A 22,949-nucleotide genomic window follows, 5' to 3' on the forward strand; every position below is an offset into this window, starting at 1 on the left:
GCCTCACTTGCTTATTTTTTAAAAAAATAAACTATAAAGAAATTAAGTTTTAATTCATACTGAATAAATATTTCCTATTTTTGATAAGAAGACATAATATTTTTAAAGCAGTGAAGAAAACAGCAGTTAGAAGATCTTTAATTCTAAAAGAATTAGATGAACACGGACAAGTTAGTGTAAACGACCTCAGTAAAGCCCTTGGCGTAAGTGAAGTTACTATTAGAAATGACCTTGATAGATTAGAAAAAAATAAACTATTGATTCGTGCCCATGGAGGCGCTTTCAAAACTAGTAATATCGCATTAACTGTTAGCGAAAAGAAAAAAATAAATCTTGATATTAAAAGACTCATCGGAAAAAAAGCTGTTAGCTTAATAGGTGACGATGAAAGTATCATTCTAGATTCTGGAACAACAACTTTCGAGATTTCAAACAATTTGGCAGAAGCTAATAATTTGACTGTTATTAGTAATGCTCTTGATATAGTTAATAACCTTTCTCAGTATAAAAACCTACAAGTTTTCATGCCTGGTGGTTATTTAAAAGAATTCTCTATGTCTTTGGTTGGACCTATGGCAGAGAGAAACTTAAGACAATTATATTGTAATAAATTATTTTTAGGAGTGGATGCAATTAAGCCAAGTCTTGGAGTGTTTACGCATCACGTGGAAGAAGCCTACCTAAACCAAATAATGATAGACATTTCTGATGAAGTTATTGTGGTTGCAGATTCTTCTAAATTTAAAAGAAGTGGACTGGCATTTATCTCAAATTTTGATAAAATTAATAAGATTATAACTGATTCTAATATCAGTGAAAACCATCTTCGTGAATTAGAAAATCACAATGTTGAAGTTATTTTAGCTGATAAATAGCTATTTAACTAAATCACTTCCCTTATACAAATATTAGTATTCTCAATATTATTATGTAATAGAATATTTTAAAAATATAAAAGGCAGATTCTGTATATTAAATACAAATCTGCCTTTATTATATTATATTTTCAATTATTAAGGGACTTTAGTTATCTCTCCACCAAAAGGAATCTTTCACTTCTTCATCAGAAATATAAATTGGTGCTCCAATTTCTGGAACTCTAATTTTAAGATCTAATTCCTCCGCTTTTTTAACCATACGTTCTACAGGATCCCTCCAATCGTGTAAAGCTAATTTAAAAGCACCCCAATGTATTGGCATAGCTATTTTGGTGTTTACATCTAATCCTGCTTGCACGGTTTCCTCAGGAAACATATGTATGTCTGGCCACATCTCATTATACTGACCACACTCTAACATAGCAAAGTCAAACGGTCCGTATTTCTCTCCTATCTTTTTAAAATGATCTCCATAACCGCTATCACCACTAAAGAAAATATTAGTATCGTTATTCTTAATAACCCAAGAACTCCATAGCGTACTTTGACCATCTGTAACCTTTCTTCCTGAAAAATGCTGAGCAGGAGTACAGACAAAATTTAAATCTTCGTAAACAACTTCATCCCACCAATCCAACTCCATAATACGATCCTTATCAACTCCCCATGCCTCTAAATGAGCTCCAACTCCAAGTGGAACATAAAACATTTTTACCTTATCTTTTAATAATTTTATCGATCCATAATCAAGATGATCATAATGATCATGAGAAATCAAAACAACATCTATTTGTGGAATCTTTTCAATTTCAATAGGCAACTGACTATTAAACCTCTTATCTCCTAACCAAGAATATGGCGCAGCAACTTCCCCAAACATCGGGTCTATCAAAATAGAGTGTTCTTTTGTTTGCAGTAAAAACGCAGAATGTCCAAACCAAAATAAACGAGAACTCCCTTTATAATCAGCTACATCAATAGAATCGATTTTTTCACACGCTAACGCCTTCTCTGGTCTTCCGTTTGAAACTTTAGTGAATAAAAACTTTCTTGCTATATTCAATGTTCCAAAAAAGCCATTACTCTTAGGAACATCTCTCTTATTAACAAATTTACCTTGCTTATAATTCTCAGACACACTATAAGCATCTTGTCTTTCTTTTGATATATTTCCGCCAAAATCTGGAGTAAAATGAACCATCAGCATGTAAATAACTACTATCGCAGCTATAAAAGCTACTACACCTATAATCATTCGCTTTAAAAATTTAAAAATAGATTTCAATACAACCTTACATATTAATTCAATCCTCTTAATGAGGAAGGTTAGCGAAATTAATCTATCCCATAATAAAAAACAATATTATTATGCTAGTACTACATGTATAATTACACACTAGATAGCTTATTTTTTTTTGTGAAGACTATAGTCTATATTTAGATAATAATCAGAGGTTTATAAAGTAAGTTAAAGAAGAAATAGATTTAATTTTTAGACATGTGTTTTTATCCATTTTTTTGAATTCATTAAAATCTGCTGTCTAACATGCACATCTAATTTTTCATTTCTTTGAACAGAGTTCTGAATTTCACTTTCAAAAGAAATAAAAACTACTCCCTTTCCTGTTTTTTCTAAAAACTCTAACCATGGCTTTCCATATAAGCTACCTACTTCTTCTCTGCCAAAAGATTGTAATGCTACCATTTTCAATATAATTAAGACTTCACTAGCAGAAGTCGCTTCAGATAATTTCTGAATCGCATCTCTACGGTATGAATTTCTGAGATATCTTTTAAATTGAAAATAGAAAAGAATTAGTATCAATAATAAAACTGTTACACCCAATGCTCTCCCCCCCATTGTATCAAAAATAAAAGATCCAGGCTTAGCATCATAAACTTCCTGTGCTTGAATATTTTTAAAAGTTTCAGGAATGGAATCTTGAATACTTGTTTTAGGGTATATAATCATTGCTTAGCGTTCAATTTTTTCAAATAAATCATTATTATCTGAAACAATAAAAGACAGCAAATCTAAAGTAAACTGCATTTTGCACAAACAAGAATTTGATTTTTTTAATAAATAAAAATGCAGTATATAGCCCCAGATTAAACCATAAAAATTTAGAGCATTTGTAGAAAACACCCTAAATCTCTTTTCTAAAAAAGCTAAGCAGCTTTTCTTATCCTAAAATACCGACAAAACTAAATATTACCGATATAAGCACCCATGAAAGCACAGCTATCAATATAAAAACAATTGCCTTTAATGCGTAAATAAGGATTGTAGATTCTTTGTGTAAAGATTGTCCCATAATTATAACTTTAAAGATTACTACTAAAAATTGATTTGGGACATCATACTCTTATAAATTTACAAAATTTTAAAATAAAAACAGCCTATTTTACTAAAAATCAGATAAATAAAATTCTTACGCAATATAAATTAATGTATAGCATATCTAAAAACATACTTCTCTTAGAAATAAAGTAATAGAAAATGGCAATAAGAAATAAACTTAAGAGTTTTTATTTCTCTTGAAGGAATCTATTCGAACTTAATAGACTTTGCTGGAGATATTTTTGTAATAATATAAGAAGGAATTAGCAACATCAAAACACACAAAATCAAAACTCCTACATTCAATATAATAACATGAATTGGATTGATATAAACGGGTACTTTAGAAACATGATATGTAGATGCATCTAATGAGATTAATCCAAATTTCTCTTGAATTAATAGCACTCCCAGTCCTATAAGATTTCCCCAAAATAATCCTATTACAATAAGATATGTAGCGTTGTAGAGAAAGATCTTACGTACGCTCCAATTATTACTCCCTAATGCTTTTAGGAGTCCTATCATTTGGGTACGCTCTAAAATAAGAACTAATAATGCCGTAATCATATTAATTCCACCAACTATTATCATAATTCCGATAATAATAGCAATATTAAAATCGAACAATGCTAACCATTCAAAAATAGTATAATACTTTTCTTTAATAGTTTGAGAATCGAGTGTGGAGAGGGTTACTCCATATACTTCTCGCCCCTTTTGGTCTATCTGATCAAAATCGTCAATAAAAACCTCAAAAGCACCAATCTCATCATCCTTCCACTTATTCATCCGTTGGATATGTCTGAGATCAACAAAAATATAATTAGAATCAAAATCTTGAAACCCACTATCATAAATCCCTACAATTTTAAACTTCACTTGGCTTGGGATATCACTCACCTCATCCTTCAGAAAAAAGGACCAAAATTCTGTTCCTACTTTAAATTGTAAACGGTTTGCTAAATATCTAGAGATTAGAATCTCTTCATTTCGCTTTTTAGAATAATCAGGTAAACGACCTTCAATTAAAAAATCTTTAAAAGGCTCCCAGTTGTAATCAACCCCTACTCCTTTTGCTATAATTCCTTCAAAAGTATTCTCCGTACGGATAATTCCCCCCTTAGTCGCAACAGCTTGCACATGATTAATTCCTGATATATCTTTAAATTCTGGATAAAAATCTTGATGTATAGAAATCGGATTTACAGAAACATCAGAAGTATTATTATCATAATTATAGATCTGAATATGCCCATTAAAAGCAGCTATTTTTTCTCTTATCTTTCGCTGTAACCCTACTCCAGTAGCTATAGCAATGAGCATCATTATCACTCCCAATGCTACTGCAGTGATTGCGATTTTTATTATTGGTGCCGATATACTACTTTTATGCTCTTTACCTTTAATAAGGCGCTTGGCAATAAAATATTCTAAATTCAAACTATGAGATACTTTATAAGTTTCAAAAATACATTTTTATTATTGTTTTTTTTAGTGATTTCCTGTGCGAATGGTCATCAAGAAAAAAAAGAGACTGTAAATATAGATAAGACCCCAGCTAAGGAAGCTAAAATTATAGTGGGAGCAAATAGAACAGACCAATATTTACCGCTATTAAAAAACAAGAAAGTAGGTGTTGTTGCCAATCAAACATCTGTTATTTTTAAAGATGATGGCACTTACACTCATTTAGTAGATTCTTTATCTAATTTAAATATTGATATTAAAAAGATATTTTCTCCTGAACATGGATTCCGTGGTAAAGCTGATGCGGGAGAATTAATAGAAGGTAATAAAGACGCTAAAACAGGTTTAGAAGTGGTTTCTCTATACGGAAAGCATAAAAAACCAGCTGCTACCCAACTTAAAGACCTTGATGTTATGGTTTTCGACATTCAAGATGTTGGTGTCCGTTTTTATACCTATACCTCAACACTTCATTTAGTGATGGAAGCCTGTGCTGAGAATAATATTCCGTTAATTATTCTAGACAGACCAAACCCCAATGCAAGTTATGTAGATGGGCCTACCTTAGAAATAGAGCACGCTAGTTTCCTTGGAAAAGTGCCTATTCCACTTGTTTATGGGTTAACTATCGGTGAGTATGGAAAAATGCTTAATGGAGAGAAGTGGCTAGCAAACAAAGTTCAATGTGACATAACGGTTATTCCTGTAAAAAATTACGATCATAATTCTAGTTATCATCTCGCAATTCGTCCTTCTCCGAATCTACCAAACGATCAATCCATATTGTTATATCCTAGCTTAGGCCTTTTTGAAGGAACAAATATTAATGCTGGTCGTGGTACCGAATTTCAGTTTCAACGTTATGGTGCTCCGTGGCTAGATAAAAATGTTTTTTCTTTTGAATATACTCCGAAACCCAACTTTGGGTCTAAAGCTCCAAAACATGATGGTGTTGTTTGTTATGGTGAAGACCTGTCTGAAGTTACTCCTCCAAAAGAGGTTTCTATGGAATGGATTATAAAAGCATATCAAAACAGTAACGATAAATCTAAATTCTTTAAAACTGCTGGCTTCACACTCCATGCAGGAAATGAAACACTACAAAAACAAATCGAAGCAGGAAAGAGTAATGATGAAATAAGAGCTTCTTGGAAAACTGATTTAGAGAGCTTCAAGAAAATCAGAAAAAAATATATGATTTACGATTGATTGAATACAAGATTTATTTTTGAATTATACACTTCAAAATTATTTGTTTGCTTTAATTTATCTAACCATACTAGGGCTTGATCTTCATCCTCATCGTTACGAGAGATGCAATAATTTAAAAAATAAAAATCACATTTATTTATTGCATCAAGATCTTCCTCTTTCGTTTTAGAAAGCTTTCTAGACACCCTTTTATGGTTACCCCTGTAAACATCTATAGTCATTTCTAATAATGCCAATTTTTCCTCAAACTTAGGTTGATTAGTAACCAATTTACTTGATTTGTTTAAATAAGTATCTGCTAATGTGTAAAATTCATTCTTAACTTCATCATCAACTAAAAGAGAGTAATCCATATATTTTTTTGCTAACCTAAATGTGGAAGCAAAGTTCTCATTTTGAAAATAACTTACCATTTCTCTATTCAGGAAAGAAGTGTTTAGCATATACTTTTTCAAGTATTTAATTAGATTAACTTTACTCTTATATCCAACATCGCTAGCAACTATTTCACCATTAGGGTCGATAACAAAAATATTAGGGATTGAATTCACCCCATATCTTCTCGCAAAAGCTGTTTCTGAATCTATATCTATTTTTAAAGGAACAAAACCATCCATAATAAGCTTACTAACCTCTTCTGTATTCCAAGCATCAACGTCCATCTTTTTGCATGGGCCACACCAAGTCGCCCAAAAATCGACTACTATAAGTTTATTTTGGACCAATGCTAATTTTTGAGCATCTTCAAAAGAAGTCATCCAGTTAGTACTATACCCGCTTTGAACAGCCACCAATATTAGTAGTAAAGTAATTATTCGCTTCATATGTTAGGTTATTTTCCTTCTAAGATATTTATTTTCATTAAAAAATAACAATATAATAGAATTTAATCACAACTCACAGTCATAAAATTCAATAAGGTTACTTTGGCAAACGTGATTTCATAGCCTCTACAATGTTATAAACAGCAGGACATATAAAAGTATTTTTAATAGTAAGATTACTTATCTGTTGAAATTTCTTCCTATCGGTATGTGGGTATTCCCTACAAGCCTTAGGGCGCACATCATAAATTAAACAATAATTATCAGCTCCTAAAAAAGTACACGGAACTTCTTGCAAAACGTAATCATTATCCTCATCAATTCTTAAATAGGAATCTATAAACTGCTGTGGTTTTTGTTTAAAGTGTTTAGAAATACGCTCAATATCTGCATTAGTAAATAATGGTCCAGTAGTTTTGCAGCAATTTGCACATGTTAAACAGTCTGTTTTTTCAAACTCAGCATCATGTAGGTCTTGCATTACATAGTCTAGATCTTTTGGCGGTTTCTTTTTAAGCTTCGCGAAATACTTCTTGTTTTCACTTTGCTTATCTTTTGCCAGTTGCGGTAATTGTCTTAAAAACTCATCCATAAAATCTAGATTCTTTCAGAAGCAAAAATACAAAAACATCTTTTATTAGTCTTTCTATTACACTACACTATCCATTAACTTACTACCTTTGTGAAGGCGTACAATGTTAAAGTATACATAATACTAAAAAATAATTATTGAATTAATTTTATTGCATTACCTTCTTAAACCTTGTTTTTAAATAAAATTGTAGTTAGTTTAGAACAAAAGAATTAAATCTTATGAAAAAAATACTATTATTATTCTGCGTCTTAACATTCACATTACTCCATGCCCAACGTGATTTATACGGATATCAAAGTGGTACATTAATAGATACTAGAAGTTCTAATGAATTCGCTGGAGTTGATGGCTCTCCTTACCTTAAAGGAGATGAATTCACAAAAGGTAAAATTCTCACGGATGAAAAGGTATATGAAAATGTAGATTTACGCTATAATGTCTACAAAGACTTTATTGAAATAAAAGTATCTGAATCTGAGATATATAAAGGCTCTACTAAGTCAAATTTCTCATATGAAGTACATGGAGAAAAACTATACTTAATGAATTACATAGATAATGAGGTAAAGAAGACTGGTTATTTGTCTTGCATTGCATGTTCTAAAGACGATATGCTCTTGAATAAATATACTAAAACATACTACCCTCCAGAAGAAGCTAATACGGGCTACCAAAAAAGCAAACCTGCTAAATTTAGTAATAATGAAGAATACTATATTAAATTAAAAAGTAATTTATACGCTATTCCATTAGAAAACAACACAAAGAAAATTTTAAGTCAGTTTAATAATAAACAACTAGATAAGTTTGTAAAAGAAAACAAGCTAAACTTAAAGAAAGAAGATGATCTTATTACTTTTTTTAAATATTACATCAACCTCAACCAATAAATGAAAGATCTCTTCGGAAAAGCAATACTCGATTATTATCACAAAAACCTATCGGAAGATATATTAACAGAAACTTCCATCTCTGATGAGGACGTTCTTCCTATCTCTTATTTATTTAGAAGTTATAAAGATATGCCTCCTTTAGAAAGAGAAGCTTTAAAGGAAAGTTTTGGAAACGTGCTAGATATAGGCTGTGGTGCAGGAAGTCATTCATTATACTTACAAGAAACAAAAAAGCTTTCTGTGACTGCTTTAGATATTTCTGAAGGTGCAATTAAAATCACTAAAGAAAGGGGTGTCAAAAATGTTATCCAACAGGATATTTTTCAACTAAAAGAAAAGAAATACGATACTATTTTGATGTTGATGAATGGAACTGGAATTTTTGGAACTTATAAAAGTGTTCCAGAAAAGCTAAAACATTTAAAAAGTTTACTTTCTGAAAAGGGACAAATTCTAATCGATTCTTCTGATATTATCTATATGTTCGATGAAGATGAAGATGGTGGGAAATGGGTGCCAATGGACAACGATTACTATGGCGAACTCACCTATACTCTTAAATATAAAGGTGAAGTAGAAACTACTACTTGGCTCTATTTAGACTTTAATACCTTATCCCTTTTCTGTGAAATGGTAGGCCTAAAATGCGAGCAAATAGCTACAGGTGATAACTACGACTACTTAGCAAAAATTACAATCGCATGAAAATATCTTAAAAAATAAAAAGAGATACTACGGGCCTTTTAAGGAATGTTTAGGTATTTATGAGTCTGTAGCGATACTTTCCATTTAGGATTTTTCATTACATATTCTACAATTTCAGGAATAATGGTATCACGCTTACTCCATTCTGGTTGCAGGTATAAAATGCAATCTTTATTAACTTTTGCTGCTTGCTCTTCAGCAAACTTAAAGTCACTTTTATTATAAACAATACACTTCAACTCATGTGCTTTCTCATACACTTCAGCTGTTGGCAGTTTTAACTTTTTTGGAGATAAACAAATCCAATCCCAAGTACCTGTTAGCTCATAAGCCCCAGAAGTTTCTATGTGGATTTTCAAACCCTTTTCTTTCAACTTAGAGGTAATATAGGTCATATCCCAAGTTAGAGGTTCCCCTCCAGTAATTACAATTGTATCAGAATATTTAGCAGCATTCTCAACAATGGTTTCCACAGCAGTCGGGGGATGCGTATCTGCATTCCAACTTTCTTTCACATCACACCAATGGCAACCTACATCACAACCTCCTATTCTTATGAAATAAGCTGCTGTTCCTTTATGAAATCCCTCCCCTTGTATCGTGTAAAACTCCTCCATTAATGGAAGCATTTCTCCTGCATTTACCTTCGCTAAAATTGCTTCTTTTGTCATGCTGCAAAGATACGGTTTCCTTTTATATTTTTTAAGCTCCTTAGTTATGAAGTTATATTGTTTCTCATTTTAGAAGAAAATAGCTTATCCTACTAAATAATCATTCGTTACAGAAATTAACTTTTCATACAATCATACATAAGTAAGTTATTAGAAAATATCCCTTTCAACTTAATAAAGTTTAGACTATTTTAGTAGCAAAGAATTTAAGTTTATGAGCAATAAAGAAGCTTTTTTTAAGCATATAACAGAAGGAAATACTACCAAAGGAGATTATATTAATATAGGAGCCGCAATGTTAGATGGTGAACCGATACAAGAAGCCTATGTAAAAATCCCTCTTAAAACTTTAAATCGTCATGGACTTATTGCCGGAGCCACAGGAACTGGAAAAACTAAAACCCTTCAGATTCTAGCAGAAAACCTGTCTGAAAAAGGAATTCCTGTTTTATTAATGGACTTAAAAGGGGATTTGAGCGGACTAGCACAACCTGGTGACAAGAATACTAAAATTGACGAGCGTCATGCTAAAATTGGTTTTCCGTATCAAGCTAAAAAATTCCCAATTGATATTCTTACACTCTCAGAGCAAAAAGGTGTAAAACTAAGGGCTACTGTTTCAGAGTTTGGACCTATTTTATTGTCGCGAATTTTAGATCTTACCGATACACAGCAAGGAATTGTAGCTGTACTTTTTAAATATTGCGATGATAATAAATTACCACTCCTAGACTTAAAAGATTTCAAAAAAATATTACAATATGCTACTTCTGAAGGCAAAGAAGAATTTAAAGAAGCTTACGGAAGAATTTCAACTTCTTCTACGGGAGCTATCTTAAGAAAGATTATAGAGCTAGAACAGCAAGGAGCCGATTTATTTTTTGGAGAAAAATCTTTTGATGTTGACGATTTGGTTCGAATTGATAAAAACGGACAAGGTTTTATAAATATCATTAGACTAACAGATATTCAAGACAAGCCTAAGCTCTTTTCTACCTTTATGCTAAGCTTGCTAGCAGAAGTATATTCTACTTTCCCTGAACAAGGAGATAGCGACAGACCAGAATTAGTCATTTTTATAGATGAAGCACACCTAATATTTAACGAAGCCTCCTCTGCTCTAAAAAATCAAATAGAGAGCATTGTAAAATTGATTCGATCAAAAGGAATTGGTCTTTATTTTGTTACTCAAAATCCAACAGATGTCCCGGATGCTGTATTATCTCAGCTAGGTCTTAAGATACAACATGCATTACGTGCTTTTACTGCTAAAGACAGGAAAGCTATAAAGTTAACTGCCGAAAACTATCCTATTTCTGAATTTTATAATACTGCGGAAGTGCTTACATCGTTAGGGATTGGAGAAGCTTTAATCTCTGCTTTAGATGAAAAAGGACGACCTACTCCACTTTCTGCAACCATGCTTAGAGCGCCCATGAGCAGAATGGACATACTTACTGACTCAGAAATAGAAGATGTCTTGAACAATTCTAAACTCATTAATAAATACAATGAAGTGATTGATAGAGACAGCGCTTACGAGATTCTAAATCGTAAGATAGAAAAGTCTCAAACAGAAGAAGCCCAAGAAAAAGCAAAAGAGGCTCAAAAAAAGGTTTCTAAAAGTACTACTAGAAAAAGTAGCGCTATGAATCCTATTCTTAAAGTACTTACTAGTGCTACTTTTATTAGAGGTGTGATGGGCATTTTAAACAAAGCGATGCGATAGTAAACACTATATAAATATTTACAATAGTAATATTATGGTATGCTAAATATAGTGCATAAAAAAACGGGACTTAATAAATTAAGTCCCGTTTCAATTTTTTAGAAAAATGTGGTTTCAATACACTTCCCCAAAGTGCAACATCTTATTAAAAATCTTTCTTTACCACTGCATTTTTCAATTTCATATAGCTTTCTTTAGACTTTTTATAGTCATACCAACTAATTAAACCCAATAAAATTAAACCTGGCAAAAATAAAAGCTGAATAAGTAAAAAAAACATTTCCATAAATGATGTCTATTAATTGTGTGTTATCCTAAAAAAGTTCCCTCAAACTTCTCTTGTATTAATTTAGACACATCATTTTCTAATAGGTCACATCTTTTTTTATATTTTTTTAAAACTATTTAATAAAAACGAATCTAACATACTGATAAACATATATTTAATTAATCTAAAATTTCTATTTTTTTATTTACAATTAATTTTATTGGTACCACTATCTTCTTATTATTATCACTTTTTATTACCATAGATATATTATTTATAGAAAGAACTACGCCCTCTACATCATCAAACCTAATACGTTTACCTATGGCAAAATTCTTTCTAGAATAAAAACCTAATAACAATCTAAAAATCACCTCTCGAGAACCGAGTCCAAATGCTATTGCAAAGGCTGCTAAAAATGCACCTATAATTAGGAAAAAGTTTTTAGTGATTATTTCTGTATCTACTCCCGCTTGATTTAAAGCCATTACAGATACCACTACAAAAACTAAATAAAAAACAATCATACTTATTGCCTTTGATCCGTTCATGTCGAAAGCTTTCAATCCAGATTGGATTGTCTTTCTCAGAAGAATGGCACCATAAATTCCCACAAAGAATATCAATACAGCACTGAATATCTTTGGAAGGTATTCAACTAATTTTCCTACTTCATTAGAAACAATGGTAAGTCCTAATATATCGGAACCTACAATAATTAAAATCAATATTAAAAACCATTTTATAAAGGCCAAAATTATCTTTGTTGGCTTTATTTTTATGCTAGAACCAAACAAAGGGTTTTTATCATTCGCATTTTCAAAAAGAGAATCTATTTTAGTAAACTTAAGAGATTTCTTTACTATAAATAATATAAACTTCAGCAAAAGCCAGCTTATAACTATATAAAAAATAGTTCCTAAAATAATTGGCAACACATCTACAAAGTCGCTATATAGGTTGTTTAGTATTTCAAAATTCAGGTTTGCTTGTATAATTTTATTCATCTTTATCTTTTAAATTTAAAATGTCAGTCAATGTATCTGGATACTTTATCATAAATAGATCTGCAATATCTAGTGATAATTTAATCATATCAACATCTTCCATTACCTTTCCTTTTACAGATTCTGGTAATTTCTCGTTGCTTATTATTTTTTTGAAAGGATTATCCATTACTACAGGTTGTTATATATTTCAATTAAACGTCCTTTAGCTCTATTCAATCGCATTTTAACTGCGCTGGCACCTATCTCTAATAAATCTTGAATCTCTTTAATCGACAAATCATCTTGATAACGCATCAACAAGATCATTTTGTCATTTGGCTCCATCTCTTTAAGGGCCAGATTAAGGTTATCAGACTTCATTTGATAAATGTTTTCGTCATCAATTTCTTCATAATTTTCGGTATTGGTTGGTATTTCATCAGTTAAAATGAATTTTTTATTTCTCTTATTCATATTACGTTGCACATAATTCACACAGAAATTATAGGTAAAAGAATATAACCATGTAGAAAACTTAGCATTTCCTTTATAGGTTTTAAGCTTTAAAAATAAATGAATAAATATATCGTGAGTTAAATCCTGTGCCTCCTCTGAAGCATGTGTAAAACTGAGGCATTTATTATATACAACGTGTGAATACCTGTCGTATAAAATGGCAAATAAATGCGTATTATTTGTAGCTACAATCTTAGCTACGAGCGTCTCATCATCTATATTATCGTCTACTTGTGATCGATCCAAAATAATATATCGTTTAAGCTCATAGTTGGGTTTTACTCATTTAGACACATAAACTAGAAAATGGTCACATTTTTATTTATAACTCAACGTGCATTCATTTTCTAAAAATAGCATCTGTAGCTGTTTCTCTAAAGTTAAAAATTTTTATGATACGATTTCCTATTATTTTACCAGCTACTAATCTTCCTAAAAACCCTAATGGCAATTTATAAGACACAATATCATTCATTGCTGTTTTTCCGTCGGGAGTACTTTTAAAATGATGTTCATGATGCCACATAACATATGGACCAAAACGTTGCTCGTCTATAAAAATCTTTTGATTTTCAACGTGTGTTATTTCCGTAACCCAGTTTGAGCGAACAAAAGGAAGGATTTTAATAGAATAAGTAATTATCTGCCCTGTATACGCTTCTTCAGATGGCGAAGAAGTTATCTTAAAATCCATATCCTTTGGAGTAAGTTCATTTAAGTTTTTAGGCTTTGAAAAATAATCCCAAACAGTTTCGATTTCTGAATTTAAAATTTGAGAAGTTTTCAATTGATAAATTCCAGACTGATATGTAAGCTTAAGACTCATTGCTAGTTCTTTTAAAATATTCAAACAATAAAACACTTCCGTAGAGCAGAGAAAAACAATAAAAGAAATCCTCGACAGGAATAGTACCAACTCTAATTCCTAAATTCTCCATATCGTTATAATACACAATTGGCTCATCTGTAAAAGATCCTGTAAGCCATGAATTAACAATATAAAAAGGAATTAGAATTATTAAAAAAGACAGTAGATATCTTCTTAAGATACTGTAATTTCTTATAATTTGAAGGAACATTAACAAGCTAAACAGTCCAAAGCTACATAGCGTATAAATCTTATTGTAATTTGTAATGGCTACAGAAACTGCAACTAAAAATAGTAATGCACTTACATATTTAACTGTTTTAGCGCCTAGTCTCGGTGAAGGAAAAAAGTAAAGTAATGAATAGTGAATAAAATTACTTGCGTATGGAATTAATAAAAAGAAAAGCCACTCTTCTATTGGAAGGTGAAAAATATCTATTCCTACTAAATAACGATCGTTAAAACCCCAAACATCCTCAATAGTGAAGTAAATATCCCATCCTACAAAAAAGACTCCTACAAGAATAATAGCCGCAAAATAAGGTTTCCAATATTGAATAAAATGAAGGCGTTTACGCTCAAAACTATAAAGAAAAGGTATTAAGAAACTAAAAACATCCAATAATAAATAAAGATACTTTTCCACTACATTTTAAAATATTTCTTAGGAACAAAAAGCATTCCGAAGCATTCTCCATCTTCTTTTCCCAAATGTTTATGATGTATTTTATGCGCCTTTCTCAACCCTTTTAAGTACTTATTATTTGTTCTTTTAAACCATTTAAAACGCTGATGTATTAGTACATCATGGACCAAGAAATAGGCTATTCCGTAGAAGAGAATTCCAAGACCTATAAAGAATAGTATATTAATCCCATCCATTGTTCCAAAGTAAAACAACGCTATACAGGGGATTGCAAAAATCACAAAAAAGAAATCGTTTCTCTCAAAAGTATGAGGATACCCAGGTTGGTGATGATCATCATGAAAATACCACATAAAGCCATGCATTACATATTTATGTGTAAGCCATGTTACCCCTTCCATCAGGCAAAAAACAAGTATCGTTACTAATGGATAAATTATGAAATTCATATCTGTATTTTTAAGCTTTTCTGAATATAAATTCTAGAAAATAACATTACTTTTTCAAAATTATTCACTCGGATTCTCTTTTTAAATAGTAATTCCGAGTCAGTTTTTTTGATCTTCTTAAAGAGACTAGTATAATAAAGATACGCAAGATAGACTGCAAAACGTGAAGACAGCGGGAGTTTTTTTATCCCCTTCATAGCTTCATGAAAATCTTTTTTAATATCTTCTTCTATCTTAATTTTATCTTCTAAAGTAAAGCAATTAAAATCCACGTTTGGAAAGTAAGTACGATTTAATTGATGAAAATCTGCACTAATATCTCTCAAGAAATTCACTTTTTGTAAAGCAGCACCAAAACTTTGAGCATATGGTTTTAAAGCTTCATATTCCTTTTCATTTCCTTTAAGAAAAACATTTAAACACATTAAACCAACAACCTCAGCAGATCCATATATATAATTTTTATATTCTTCTGAGTTTAAATCTTTCATCTCCCCTAAATCCATATACATAGATTCTATAAATGCATCAACTAAGTGCTGCGGAATATTATACTCCTTTTGAGTCCTGCAAAAAGCTTGAAGAATAGGATTCAATGAAATCCCCTGATTGTAGGCTAAATGATAATCTTCTACAAATCTGTCTAATAAAATTTTACGATCATGCTCATAGAAAGTATCTACAATCTCATCTGCAAAACGTACAAAACCATAGATATTATATATGTTTTCGCGAATTTCTGGAGTCAAATAAATTATAGACCTCGAGAAAGATGTACTGTACTTTTTTGTCACCATTTTACTGGTTTCAGCACATACATTTTGATATAGCTTGTAGTTGGTTGTCATAGGTTTTGTTTTAAAATATAATCACTAACAATTTTTCCAGAAATAAGAGCTGGAGGGACTCCCGGCCCAGGAACGGTTAATTGTCCTGTGTAAAATAGGTTGTTTACTTTTTTATTTCTTATTCCAGGTCTCAATATAGACGTTTGTAATAGTGTATTTGCGAGCCCGTAAGCATTCCCCTTACAGGAATGATACCTAGTTTTAAAATCATTAACTCCAAAAGATTTCTTAAATACGATTCTATCTTTTAAAGTTACACCTGTACATTTTTCTAAACGTTTCATTATTAAATCAAAATAACGATCGTGCATCTGCTCATTATCATCGATATCTACAGCTACTGGAATAAGAAAAAATGCTGTCGACATTCCTTTTGGTGCTAGGGATTTATCCGTTTTAGATGGAAAGTTAGCATAAAAAAGCGGAGCTCCTGGCAAGCACTTTTTATCATAAATTTCTTCGGCATGCAGTTTAAAATCAGTATCGAAAAATAAATTATGATGCTCTAATTCTTCAGCATCTCCCGTATATCCAACGTAGTACAAAAAAGCAGAAGGAGCAAAAGTTTTCTTATCCCAATATTCCTCCTTGAAGTTGCGTAATTCTGAAGATAACAGCGTTTCTGTATGTGCATAATCTGCACCAGAAACAACTATATCCGCATTATAATCTTTAAGATTCGTTTTAACTGATTTTACATTACCATTCTCAGCTTTAATCGCTATTACCTCTTCATTAACCCGATAATTTACTCCAAGAGACTTTCCTAAGCTTACCATTCCTTTCACGATTTCATTCATTCCTCCTTCAGGATACCATGTGCCCCCTCCAAAATCTGCATAATTCATAAAGTTATAGAAAGCAGGAGTTTTTTCTGGCTTAGCTCCTAAAAAGAGTACAGGAAATTCAAGTATACTTTGTAGTTTTTTATTCTTAGTAATTTTTTTTACTTCTGAAGAGATGTTAGTAACAAAAAGATTCAGCCGAGAAACAGTCTCTGAAGTAACAAGCTCCAAAATAGAAATCCCTGGTTTGTAGACTAATTCTTGCATAGCCACATCATAATTCTTCTTAGCCTCTTTTATAAACTTTTCTAATTTCTTACCACTTCCTGGATCTGTCTCTTCAAATGTATTTATAATAGTATCAAGTTTATCTGCAATAGTTACAAAATCATTCTCTCCAAAATAAACATTGTATGCAGGAGATAACTTTTTCAATTGATAATAATCAGAAACTTCCTTATTAAAGTCATTAAAAAAACGTTCGAAAATATCTGGCATCCAATACCAAGAAGGCCCCATATCAAACTTAAAACCATCTTCTTCCAAAATAGAAGCCCTTCCCCCTATTTGCTCATTTTTTTCTAATACAGTTACATTCTTACCTGACTTTTGTAAATAACATGCAGCTGCTAATGAGGAAAATCCTGAACCTATAATTATTACATTATTCCCCATACCAATCAAAGTAGATTTTATAATTCGTTCTAAACTTTAGCAAATCTAATAATTTTGTTTAATTATATAATCATAAAGTTAAACAAAAAATATCAGACATTCCTAATCTCTACTAAATAACCATGAATTATTCGAGAGATCACTGAATTAAGCTTGTTAATAATCCATTAATTAAATTAACACTCCTCATAAATTTATGAAAAAAGGGAATCGCTTCTATTCATTTAACCATAAAAAGACTACAATTACGTATAATAATACACTTAATATGAAAAGGAAATAAGGACACACGGTATAAGTAGCAAAAAGAATTATAAATAAGAATTTTCAGACAATTAAAATATTTTTTCAAAAAACTATATAATTATTTGCATATTAGAGCGTTAAATATTCAAAAAATAAAGCATTGATTCAAAAAAATGATTACTATTGCACACATTTATAACAACTTAATTCTAAGATGATGAAGCTTGATAGAATAAAGTATGGAGCCATTTGCGCTACATTGGTGTTTTTTGTACTGATTGGATACAGTACACATGCCAAAAACAATAACCTTACTAACAATTTACTAAAGAAGTTTTCTAGAGATACTATTACTAATAGTTATAAACCTAAAAACATTTCGCTGCCATTAAATGAGTATGCAACGAAACCTTTAAAAAACTATTTTAATAAGGATCTTCAGAAATCATTATTAAGAGAGGTTTCAAAAAACACTAAGTGGAAGCAACTTATTGATGCTAAGAAAATGTCTATCGGTGTTGTAGATCTTACAGATGCTACCAATCCAAGATTTGCAAGTATTAATGGTGATAATATGATGTATGCGGCTAGTCTACCTAAGATTGCAATATTATTAGCTGTTGAAGATGCTCTTGAGAAAGGAGAATTAAGACATACTCCTGAAATAGAAAAGGACATGCGCTTAATGATTAGCAAGTCGAACAACCAAGCGGCTACAAGACTCATTGATAAAGTAGGATATAAAAAAATTGAAGAAGTTTTAACATGCGACCAATATCACCTTTATGAAAAGCAAAATGGTGGCGGATTATGGGTTGGTAAAAGATATGCTGCTGGCGGTGCTACAAATAGAGAGCCTATTAAAAATTTAAGTCATGCAGCAACTGCAGACCAAGTATGTAGGTTCTATTTTAATTTAGCAAATGGAGAGTTAGTTTCAAAAGAACGCTCAGAACATATGCTTGCCATGCTTAAAGACCCAGAATTACATCATAAATTTGTAAATACATTAATGAAAATAGACCCTAATTCGGTTTTATATCGCAAATCTGGAACTTGGAAAAACTGGCATGCAGATTCTGTTTTAGTTTGGGGTGAGAAAAGAAAATATATTTTAGTAGCTTTGATAGAAGATGCCAATGGAGAACAAATTATGAGAAATTTGGTGCTCCCTGTTGAAAAAACAATCAAACAATAATAAAATTCATTAATGCTATTTGGAGAAAAATTAAGATTATCTCTTTTAAAAATATTTGATATACAAGAAGATGAGCTGCGTAAAACACTTTTATTGCAGCTCAATATTTTTCTTATAATAACTACGCTTCTTATTGTTAAGCCTACTATTAGTTCCCTATTCTTAACAGAACTAACTGCAGAGGCACTTCCACAAGCATATATCCTTACTGCTATTTCTGCTATCATCGGATATTATTTCTATGATAAATGGCTAGAAGTATGCACTTTAAATAAAATTATCACAAGAACGCTTATTGGGTGTATTCTATCCCTGATAATATTTGGCTTTGCCTTCACTTTTAAAGTTGCACATGGCAACTTTATGTTTATCCCATATATTTGGGTAGCCATATATGGACTTTTAACAGCTTCACAGTTCTGGATTTTAGCTAATCTTGTTTATAATGTACGTGAAGCAAAAAGAGTTTTTGGTTTTATTGGAGCTGGAGCTATTGCTGGAGGTATTTTTGGAGGATATCTCACCTCCGTTCTTACTTATTTTATAAGCTCTGAAAACATTTTATTCGTAGCAGCCATAGTACTATCAGGTTGTATTCCAATAACAAGATATATGTGGAATAATGAGGTCGATAAAACGCACCACGTTCCTATGTCTAAAAGAATTGAACATAAAGGAGCATCTCCATTAAAACTTATTTGGAACTCTAAGCTACTTACCTATATTTCTTGTGTCGTAGGAATAAGTGTAATAGTAGCCAAATTAGTAGATTTTCAGTATAATGATTTTGCTCTTAAAACATTTGACGACCCAGAGAAACTTACTTCATTTTTTGGATTTTGGTTCTCTACGCTAAGTGTAATTTCACTTCTGATTCAACTTTTCTTTACCAAAAAAATTGTTGGGACATTTGGGGTCGCTAATTCGTTATTATGGCTTCCAACAGGAATTTTAATCGGTTCCATACTCTTATTATTATTTCCAGTTTTAGCAGTTATAATTTTTATAAAAATAGTAGATGGTAGCTTAAAACAATCGGTAAATAAAGCTGCAATGGAATTACTTGTAATCCCAATCCCAATAGATATAAAAAAGAAAACAAAGACTTATATAGATGTAGTTATAGACAGCATCGCTACGGGTATTGCAGGCTTTGTGCTGATTTTTTTAATTCACGGTTTAGATCTTACCACCACACATGTTAGTTTTATTACTATAATACTAATTACGCTTTGGATATTTTTTATTCTGAAGGTAAGAAAAGCATATATAGTAGCATTTAAAAACTTACTTACCACGCCAAACTCAAAGGCAAAAAAACACCATCATTACGAAGAAATGCCTATTTCTTCCATCGTAGATACAATAAAAAGGGTGTTTAAAACTGGTTCAGAAGGGCAGATTTTGCATATGCTAAATAGAACGAAAGAGGTTAATGACGAAAGGTTTTTCTATGATATTGAAAAACTGCTAGAGCATGAATCTTCTAGTGTAAGAGCACTTGCAATAGAAAACTTGTATTCATTAAGGACTAAAGATTTATCCTCTAAAATTAAGGAATTTGTATTCGATGAAGATCCTGAAGTTCAGATTGATGCTTTTAGATATCTTTTAAGAAACTTCAAAGAGAAAACAGCATTTTTCATTAAAGATCAACTTGAAAGTGATAATAATGATATAGTAAATGCTGTCATGATTGCTTTATCAATAGAATTAAATAATAAAAAGAAACTTATTAGTATCTGTGGATTATATGAACATTTAGACAATGACATCTCCATTTTAGAGACCTTAAAAGGGGAGGATGAGAAAAATAAAATTATAACTATTTTAGAAGTCATTGGGAATCTAAAAATCGAAAGATACTATTCGTTAATTCATAAATACCTTAAGAGTAAAGATCAAGATATTCTTATTGCTGCCATTAATAATGCTGCTAAAACAAAGAAAACAATATTCCTTGATGATATCATCGAGCAACTTTCAGAGAAAAATATAAGGAAAACAGCTTTAGATGCTATTAATAGCCACGGAAAAAATATTATTAGCGAATTGGAAAATAAAATTATAAATGAAGCCATCGAAGACCATGAAGATGCCATCTTTATACCAATGGCCATAGAACATTTTAATTCCCAAAGTGCTATAAACTCTTTAATAACAATTGTTGAAAAAGGGGAATATTCTATCACCATTGAAGCTATAGAATCGTTACGAAGACTAAAAAATGACAACCCAAAACTTAAAATAAAAGACCGTTTTATAGTTGAAAAAATACTTCAAGAATGTTATATCTATGAAAGCATGCTTTCTTCTTTACATTCTCAGATTATTATTAAATATAAAGACGTTAATGAAAACCATAAAGAAGAAAAGGAAGCCAGAAATGGGCTCATTCGGATATTAGAACAAAGATTAGATAGGCAATTACACAGGATTTTTGGGTTTTTAGGAATAAAGTATCCACCTTCAGACATTGATTCAGTATTACAAATTATTCTAAATGGCCCTGAAGAACAACGTGCTAATGCCATAGAGTTTCTTGATAGCATGTTGGATATTCAACTAAAAAAAGAGCTAATCCCTATCGCTGAATCTGCACTTGTTGATAATGAAATTTCTAACGAGCTTATAAAAAAGCTAAATCTTAAAATATATAGTGAAGTTGAATGCTATAAACTCCTACTAGAAAGGAATGATACTAAATTAAAGCATGCTGTTATCTACCTTATTGAAAAAACTAATAATAAGAATTTTATTCCCTTATTAGAAATGGCATTAAAGGACAAAAATATTTCAATTAGAAATCAATCTTTTCAGGTTATAGAATACCTTTCTTCACAGGAGACTGTTCCAAACCGTTAAAATATTACTCTGTTTCTTTATCTTCTGTATGCATTAACCTATCGATTCTCGTTGCCAATGTAAGGTGATCCCAAGCGGAGTTTTTACCCAAAACATTAGACATAAGACACACAGCATATCTTGTACCATCTGGATGTTCTACAATTGCTACAGAGTTCATATAATTAAATACCGTCCCTGCATATTTCCCACAGCCATCCTCAGACTCCTCTTGCCCCCTACAGCTATAAAAGCTTCCAGATTTAAAAAAAACAGCTGCTTTATCTAATCGAGTAGATGCAGCATAACGAATCCTTCTATCTGTAAGATATAAGATTCTTTTCATCTCTAGACTCGACTCTTTATCTACAATTTCTCCTTTTTCTAAAGCAATAACAAATTTTATTAAACCGATAGGAGTACCTATACTCCCTCCCATCCCAGGAATATAATTACCAGCCCCAGTAGTAAAAAACTTACCAAGACGCCATTCGTCCTCCGAAATACCAAGCTCTCTTAATGGATTGTTAACCATATTAATAGCCATTTCTGATAAATCTGAACGAGGAACACTTTTAAAATATTCTTCTCCTTCTTCATATGTAAGCGCTGGATAATCTTTTCCGAAGATACACATCAAAAAAGCTTCTCTCCATACTACACTTGCAGCTCCATTATTACTAACAGAAACCATATTATCTAACCATTCATAAAGAGAAAACACATCTGATGCTCTTACAGTTCTTTTAGTATATTTTTCCGTCTCTAAATCATAAAAAGGAACTGTATGATGATCGCTTAAAGCCCATGGTCCCGCTTTTATCATTTTAGTTTTAAGCAATGCTCTCCTTGCTTCAAAGTCATCTGGATAAATCTTAGCTAACTGTGTAAAAAATGATGCCAACACCACTAATTTACCAACACTTCCTGGTTGATACCCTACTGATTCTCTATGCTTAGCAAAACGTACTGGCTTATTATCACTCATATCCAAAATTGTCAATGAATAATTTTTATTAAGTCCTCTAAACAATCCATCTACCTCATCCTGTAAAACTGGATCTACAGGTGGCAAACTATCAAAATCATTCATCAACGGATTGGCAAGTCTCAATTTTATAGAGTCTAAAGGCCTTAATGCCCCTTCTGGAAGCTTTAAGTTTTTCACATCTCCACTTTTAACACGCTCTAAATATGCTAAACGTCTAATTCCCGTTAATTCGTAACCATCTATAGGATAGTAACTATTAAAACTAAAACATATAATTATTAGAGAAAATATAATTGTCTTTTTCATTG

General features: G+C 31.3%; 22 protein-coding genes. 7 read left to right on the forward strand and 15 right to left on the reverse strand.

The annotated features are described in order from the left end of the window. The first annotated feature begins 110 nt into the window (after positions 1 to 110). Positions 111 to 875 (forward strand): transcriptional repressor AgaR, encoded by a 765-nt coding sequence (agaR, locus tag JM658_RS12420; RefSeq protein ID WP_236959594.1) that lies wholly within the window; start codon positions 111 to 113, stop codon positions 873 to 875. Positions 876 to 1,023: 148 nt separating this feature from the next. Here the strand turns inward: agaR and JM658_RS12425 are convergent, their stop codons facing one another. From JM658_RS12425 to JM658_RS12435, 3 genes are all read right to left on the reverse strand, one after another. Beyond that, positions 1,024 to 2,133 carry an MBL fold metallo-hydrolase gene (locus JM658_RS12425; protein ID WP_236959595.1) on the reverse strand — a complete coding sequence of 370 codons (1,110 nt, stop codon included), beginning with the start codon at positions 2,131 to 2,133 and terminating at the stop codon, positions 1,024 to 1,026. Between the two features lie 237 nt (positions 2,134 to 2,370). Further along, positions 2,371 to 2,850, reverse strand: a complete 480-nt coding sequence (locus JM658_RS12430; RefSeq protein ID WP_236959596.1) for a DUF4381 domain-containing protein — start codon at positions 2,848 to 2,850, stop codon at positions 2,371 to 2,373. Positions 2,851 to 3,426: 576 nt separating this feature from the next. Beyond that, complete coding sequence (locus tag JM658_RS12435) at positions 3,427 to 4,662, reverse strand: ABC transporter permease (RefSeq protein ID WP_236959597.1); 1,236 nt, start codon at positions 4,660 to 4,662, stop codon at positions 3,427 to 3,429. Between the two features lie 3 nt (positions 4,663 to 4,665). Here JM658_RS12435 and JM658_RS12440 point away from each other — a divergent pair, with 3 nt between their 5' ends. After that, positions 4,666 to 5,898 carry an exo-beta-N-acetylmuramidase NamZ family protein gene (locus tag JM658_RS12440; RefSeq protein WP_236959598.1) on the forward strand — a complete coding sequence of 411 codons (1,233 nt, stop codon included), beginning with the start codon at positions 4,666 to 4,668 and terminating at the stop codon, positions 5,896 to 5,898. Here the strand turns inward: JM658_RS12440 and JM658_RS12445 are convergent. Both JM658_RS12445 and JM658_RS12450 read right to left on the reverse strand, forming a co-directional pair. After that, positions 5,889 to 6,725: a thioredoxin domain-containing protein gene (locus JM658_RS12445; protein WP_236959599.1), complete on the reverse strand. Its 837-nt coding sequence runs from the start codon at positions 6,723 to 6,725 to the stop codon at positions 5,889 to 5,891. The two genes, JM658_RS12440 and JM658_RS12445, sit on opposite strands and share 10 nt — an antisense overlap. Positions 6,726 to 6,822: 97 nt before the next feature. Beyond that, entirely contained in the window at positions 6,823 to 7,317 is a 495-nt protein-coding gene (locus JM658_RS12450) for a YkgJ family cysteine cluster protein (protein WP_236959600.1), read from the reverse strand. A gap of 221 nt (positions 7,318 to 7,538) precedes the next feature. On the opposite strand from JM658_RS12450, the gene JM658_RS12455 reads away from it, so the two are divergent. Beyond that, positions 7,539 to 8,210, forward strand: coding sequence for a hypothetical protein (locus tag JM658_RS12455; protein WP_236959601.1), 672 nt, complete (start codon positions 7,539 to 7,541; stop codon positions 8,208 to 8,210). Then, positions 8,211 to 8,918: a class I SAM-dependent methyltransferase gene (locus JM658_RS12460; protein WP_236959602.1), complete on the forward strand. Its 708-nt coding sequence runs from the start codon at positions 8,211 to 8,213 to the stop codon at positions 8,916 to 8,918. A gap of 38 nt (positions 8,919 to 8,956) precedes the next feature. On the opposite strand, the gene JM658_RS12465 is transcribed toward JM658_RS12460, so the two are convergent. Then, positions 8,957 to 9,589, reverse strand: coding sequence for a 7-carboxy-7-deazaguanine synthase QueE (locus JM658_RS12465; RefSeq protein WP_236959603.1), 633 nt, complete (start codon positions 9,587 to 9,589; stop codon positions 8,957 to 8,959). Positions 9,590 to 9,803: 214 nt separating this feature from the next. On the opposite strand from JM658_RS12465, the gene JM658_RS12470 reads away from it, so the two are divergent. Further along, the gene (locus JM658_RS12470; protein WP_236959604.1) at positions 9,804 to 11,318 is read left to right on the forward strand and encodes a helicase HerA-like domain-containing protein; all 1,515 of its coding nucleotides are present in this window, start codon (positions 9,804 to 9,806) and stop codon (positions 11,316 to 11,318) included. 447 nt (positions 11,319 to 11,765) lie between these two features. Here the strand turns inward: JM658_RS12470 and JM658_RS12475 are convergent, their stop codons facing one another. The 8 genes from JM658_RS12475 to JM658_RS12510 all read right to left on the reverse strand — a co-directional run bounded on the left by JM658_RS12475 (position 11,766) and on the right by JM658_RS12510 (position 17,362). Further along, on the reverse strand, positions 11,766 to 12,593 hold the full coding sequence (locus JM658_RS12475) for a mechanosensitive ion channel family protein (protein WP_236959605.1): 828 nt from the start codon (positions 12,591 to 12,593) through the stop codon (positions 11,766 to 11,768). After that, positions 12,586 to 12,762, reverse strand: a complete 177-nt coding sequence (locus JM658_RS12480; protein WP_236959606.1) for a hypothetical protein — start codon at positions 12,760 to 12,762, stop codon at positions 12,586 to 12,588. Before JM658_RS12480 ends, JM658_RS12475 begins: the two co-directional genes overlap by 8 nt. 2 nt (positions 12,763 to 12,764) lie before the next feature. Beyond that, a complete protein-coding gene (locus tag JM658_RS12485) occupies positions 12,765 to 13,337 on the reverse strand; it encodes an RNA polymerase sigma factor (RefSeq protein ID WP_236959607.1) in 573 nt (190 codons plus the stop codon). A 94-nt stretch (positions 13,338 to 13,431) separates the two neighbouring features. Then, a complete protein-coding gene (locus JM658_RS12490) occupies positions 13,432 to 13,917 on the reverse strand; it encodes an SRPBCC family protein (protein ID WP_236959608.1) in 486 nt (161 codons plus the stop codon). After that, entirely contained in the window at positions 13,907 to 14,605 is a 699-nt protein-coding gene (locus JM658_RS12495; RefSeq protein ID WP_236959609.1) for a lycopene cyclase domain-containing protein, read from the reverse strand. Before JM658_RS12495 ends, JM658_RS12490 begins: the two co-directional genes overlap by 11 nt. After that, on the reverse strand, positions 14,605 to 15,054 hold the full coding sequence (locus JM658_RS12500) for a sterol desaturase family protein (RefSeq protein WP_236959610.1): 450 nt from the start codon (positions 15,052 to 15,054) through the stop codon (positions 14,605 to 14,607). Before JM658_RS12500 ends, JM658_RS12495 begins: the two co-directional genes overlap by 1 nt. Further along, positions 15,051 to 15,902 (reverse strand): phytoene/squalene synthase family protein, encoded by an 852-nt coding sequence (locus JM658_RS12505; protein ID WP_236959611.1) that lies wholly within the window; start codon positions 15,900 to 15,902, stop codon positions 15,051 to 15,053. The genes JM658_RS12500 and JM658_RS12505 overlap by 4 nt, the downstream gene beginning before the upstream one ends. Beyond that, positions 15,899 to 17,362: a phytoene desaturase family protein gene (locus JM658_RS12510; RefSeq protein ID WP_236959612.1), complete on the reverse strand. Its 1,464-nt coding sequence runs from the start codon at positions 17,360 to 17,362 to the stop codon at positions 15,899 to 15,901. Before JM658_RS12510 ends, JM658_RS12505 begins: the two co-directional genes overlap by 4 nt. Before the next feature lie 460 nt (positions 17,363 to 17,822). On the opposite strand from JM658_RS12510, the gene JM658_RS12515 reads away from it, so the two are divergent. Both JM658_RS12515 and JM658_RS12520 read left to right on the forward strand, forming a co-directional pair. Beyond that, positions 17,823 to 18,806 carry a serine hydrolase gene (locus JM658_RS12515; RefSeq protein WP_236959613.1) on the forward strand — a complete coding sequence of 328 codons (984 nt, stop codon included), beginning with the start codon at positions 17,823 to 17,825 and terminating at the stop codon, positions 18,804 to 18,806. A 12-nt stretch (positions 18,807 to 18,818) separates the two neighbouring features. Beyond that, positions 18,819 to 21,671 (forward strand): Npt1/Npt2 family nucleotide transporter, encoded by a 2,853-nt coding sequence (locus tag JM658_RS12520; RefSeq protein ID WP_236959614.1) that lies wholly within the window; start codon positions 18,819 to 18,821, stop codon positions 21,669 to 21,671. Between the two features lie 4 nt (positions 21,672 to 21,675). Here JM658_RS12520 and JM658_RS12525 read toward each other — a convergent pair whose 3' ends face one another. Beyond that, complete coding sequence (locus JM658_RS12525) at positions 21,676 to 22,947, reverse strand: serine hydrolase (protein WP_236959615.1); 1,272 nt, start codon at positions 22,945 to 22,947, stop codon at positions 21,676 to 21,678. Positions 22,948 to 22,949 lie beyond the last annotated feature (2 nt).

The organism is Joostella atrarenae, assembly GCF_021764745.1.
GTDB lineage: Bacteria > Bacteroidota > Bacteroidia > Flavobacteriales > Flavobacteriaceae > Galbibacter > Galbibacter atrarenae.

Coding starts and splice junctions, on each gene's coding strand:
- JM658_RS12425 (WP_236959595.1), bottom strand. CDS start 2,133: ATGATTATAGGTGTAGTAGCTTTTATAGCTGCGATAGTAGTTATTTAC.
- JM658_RS12430 (WP_236959596.1), bottom strand. CDS start 2,850: ATGATTATATACCCTAAAACAAGTATTCAAGATTCCATTCCTGAAACT.
- JM658_RS12440 (WP_236959598.1), top strand. CDS start 4,666: ATGAGATACTTTATAAGTTTCAAAAATACATTTTTATTATTGTTTTTT.
- JM658_RS12445 (WP_236959599.1), bottom strand. CDS start 6,725: ATGAAGCGAATAATTACTTTACTACTAATATTGGTGGCTGTTCAAAGC.
- JM658_RS12450 (WP_236959600.1), bottom strand. CDS start 7,317: ATGGATGAGTTTTTAAGACAATTACCGCAACTGGCAAAAGATAAGCAA.
- JM658_RS12455 (WP_236959601.1), top strand. CDS start 7,539: ATGAAAAAAATACTATTATTATTCTGCGTCTTAACATTCACATTACTC.
- JM658_RS12460 (WP_236959602.1), top strand. CDS start 8,211: ATGAAAGATCTCTTCGGAAAAGCAATACTCGATTATTATCACAAAAAC.
- JM658_RS12465 (WP_236959603.1), bottom strand. CDS start 9,589: ATGACAAAAGAAGCAATTTTAGCGAAGGTAAATGCAGGAGAAATGCTT.
- JM658_RS12470 (WP_236959604.1), top strand. CDS start 9,804: ATGAGCAATAAAGAAGCTTTTTTTAAGCATATAACAGAAGGAAATACT.
- JM658_RS12475 (WP_236959605.1), bottom strand. CDS start 12,593: ATGAATAAAATTATACAAGCAAACCTGAATTTTGAAATACTAAACAAC.
- JM658_RS12480 (WP_236959606.1), bottom strand. CDS start 12,762: ATGGATAATCCTTTCAAAAAAATAATAAGCAACGAGAAATTACCAGAA.
- JM658_RS12490 (WP_236959608.1), bottom strand. CDS start 13,917: ATGAGTCTTAAGCTTACATATCAGTCTGGAATTTATCAATTGAAAACT.
- JM658_RS12500 (WP_236959610.1), bottom strand. CDS start 15,054: ATGAATTTCATAATTTATCCATTAGTAACGATACTTGTTTTTTGCCTG.
- JM658_RS12505 (WP_236959611.1), bottom strand. CDS start 15,902: ATGACAACCAACTACAAGCTATATCAAAATGTATGTGCTGAAACCAGT.
- JM658_RS12510 (WP_236959612.1), bottom strand. CDS start 17,362: ATGGGGAATAATGTAATAATTATAGGTTCAGGATTTTCCTCATTAGCA.
- JM658_RS12515 (WP_236959613.1), top strand. CDS start 17,823: ATGATGAAGCTTGATAGAATAAAGTATGGAGCCATTTGCGCTACATTG.
- JM658_RS12520 (WP_236959614.1), top strand. CDS start 18,819: ATGCTATTTGGAGAAAAATTAAGATTATCTCTTTTAAAAATATTTGAT.
- JM658_RS12525 (WP_236959615.1), bottom strand. CDS start 22,947: ATGAAAAAGACAATTATATTTTCTCTAATAATTATATGTTTTAGTTTT.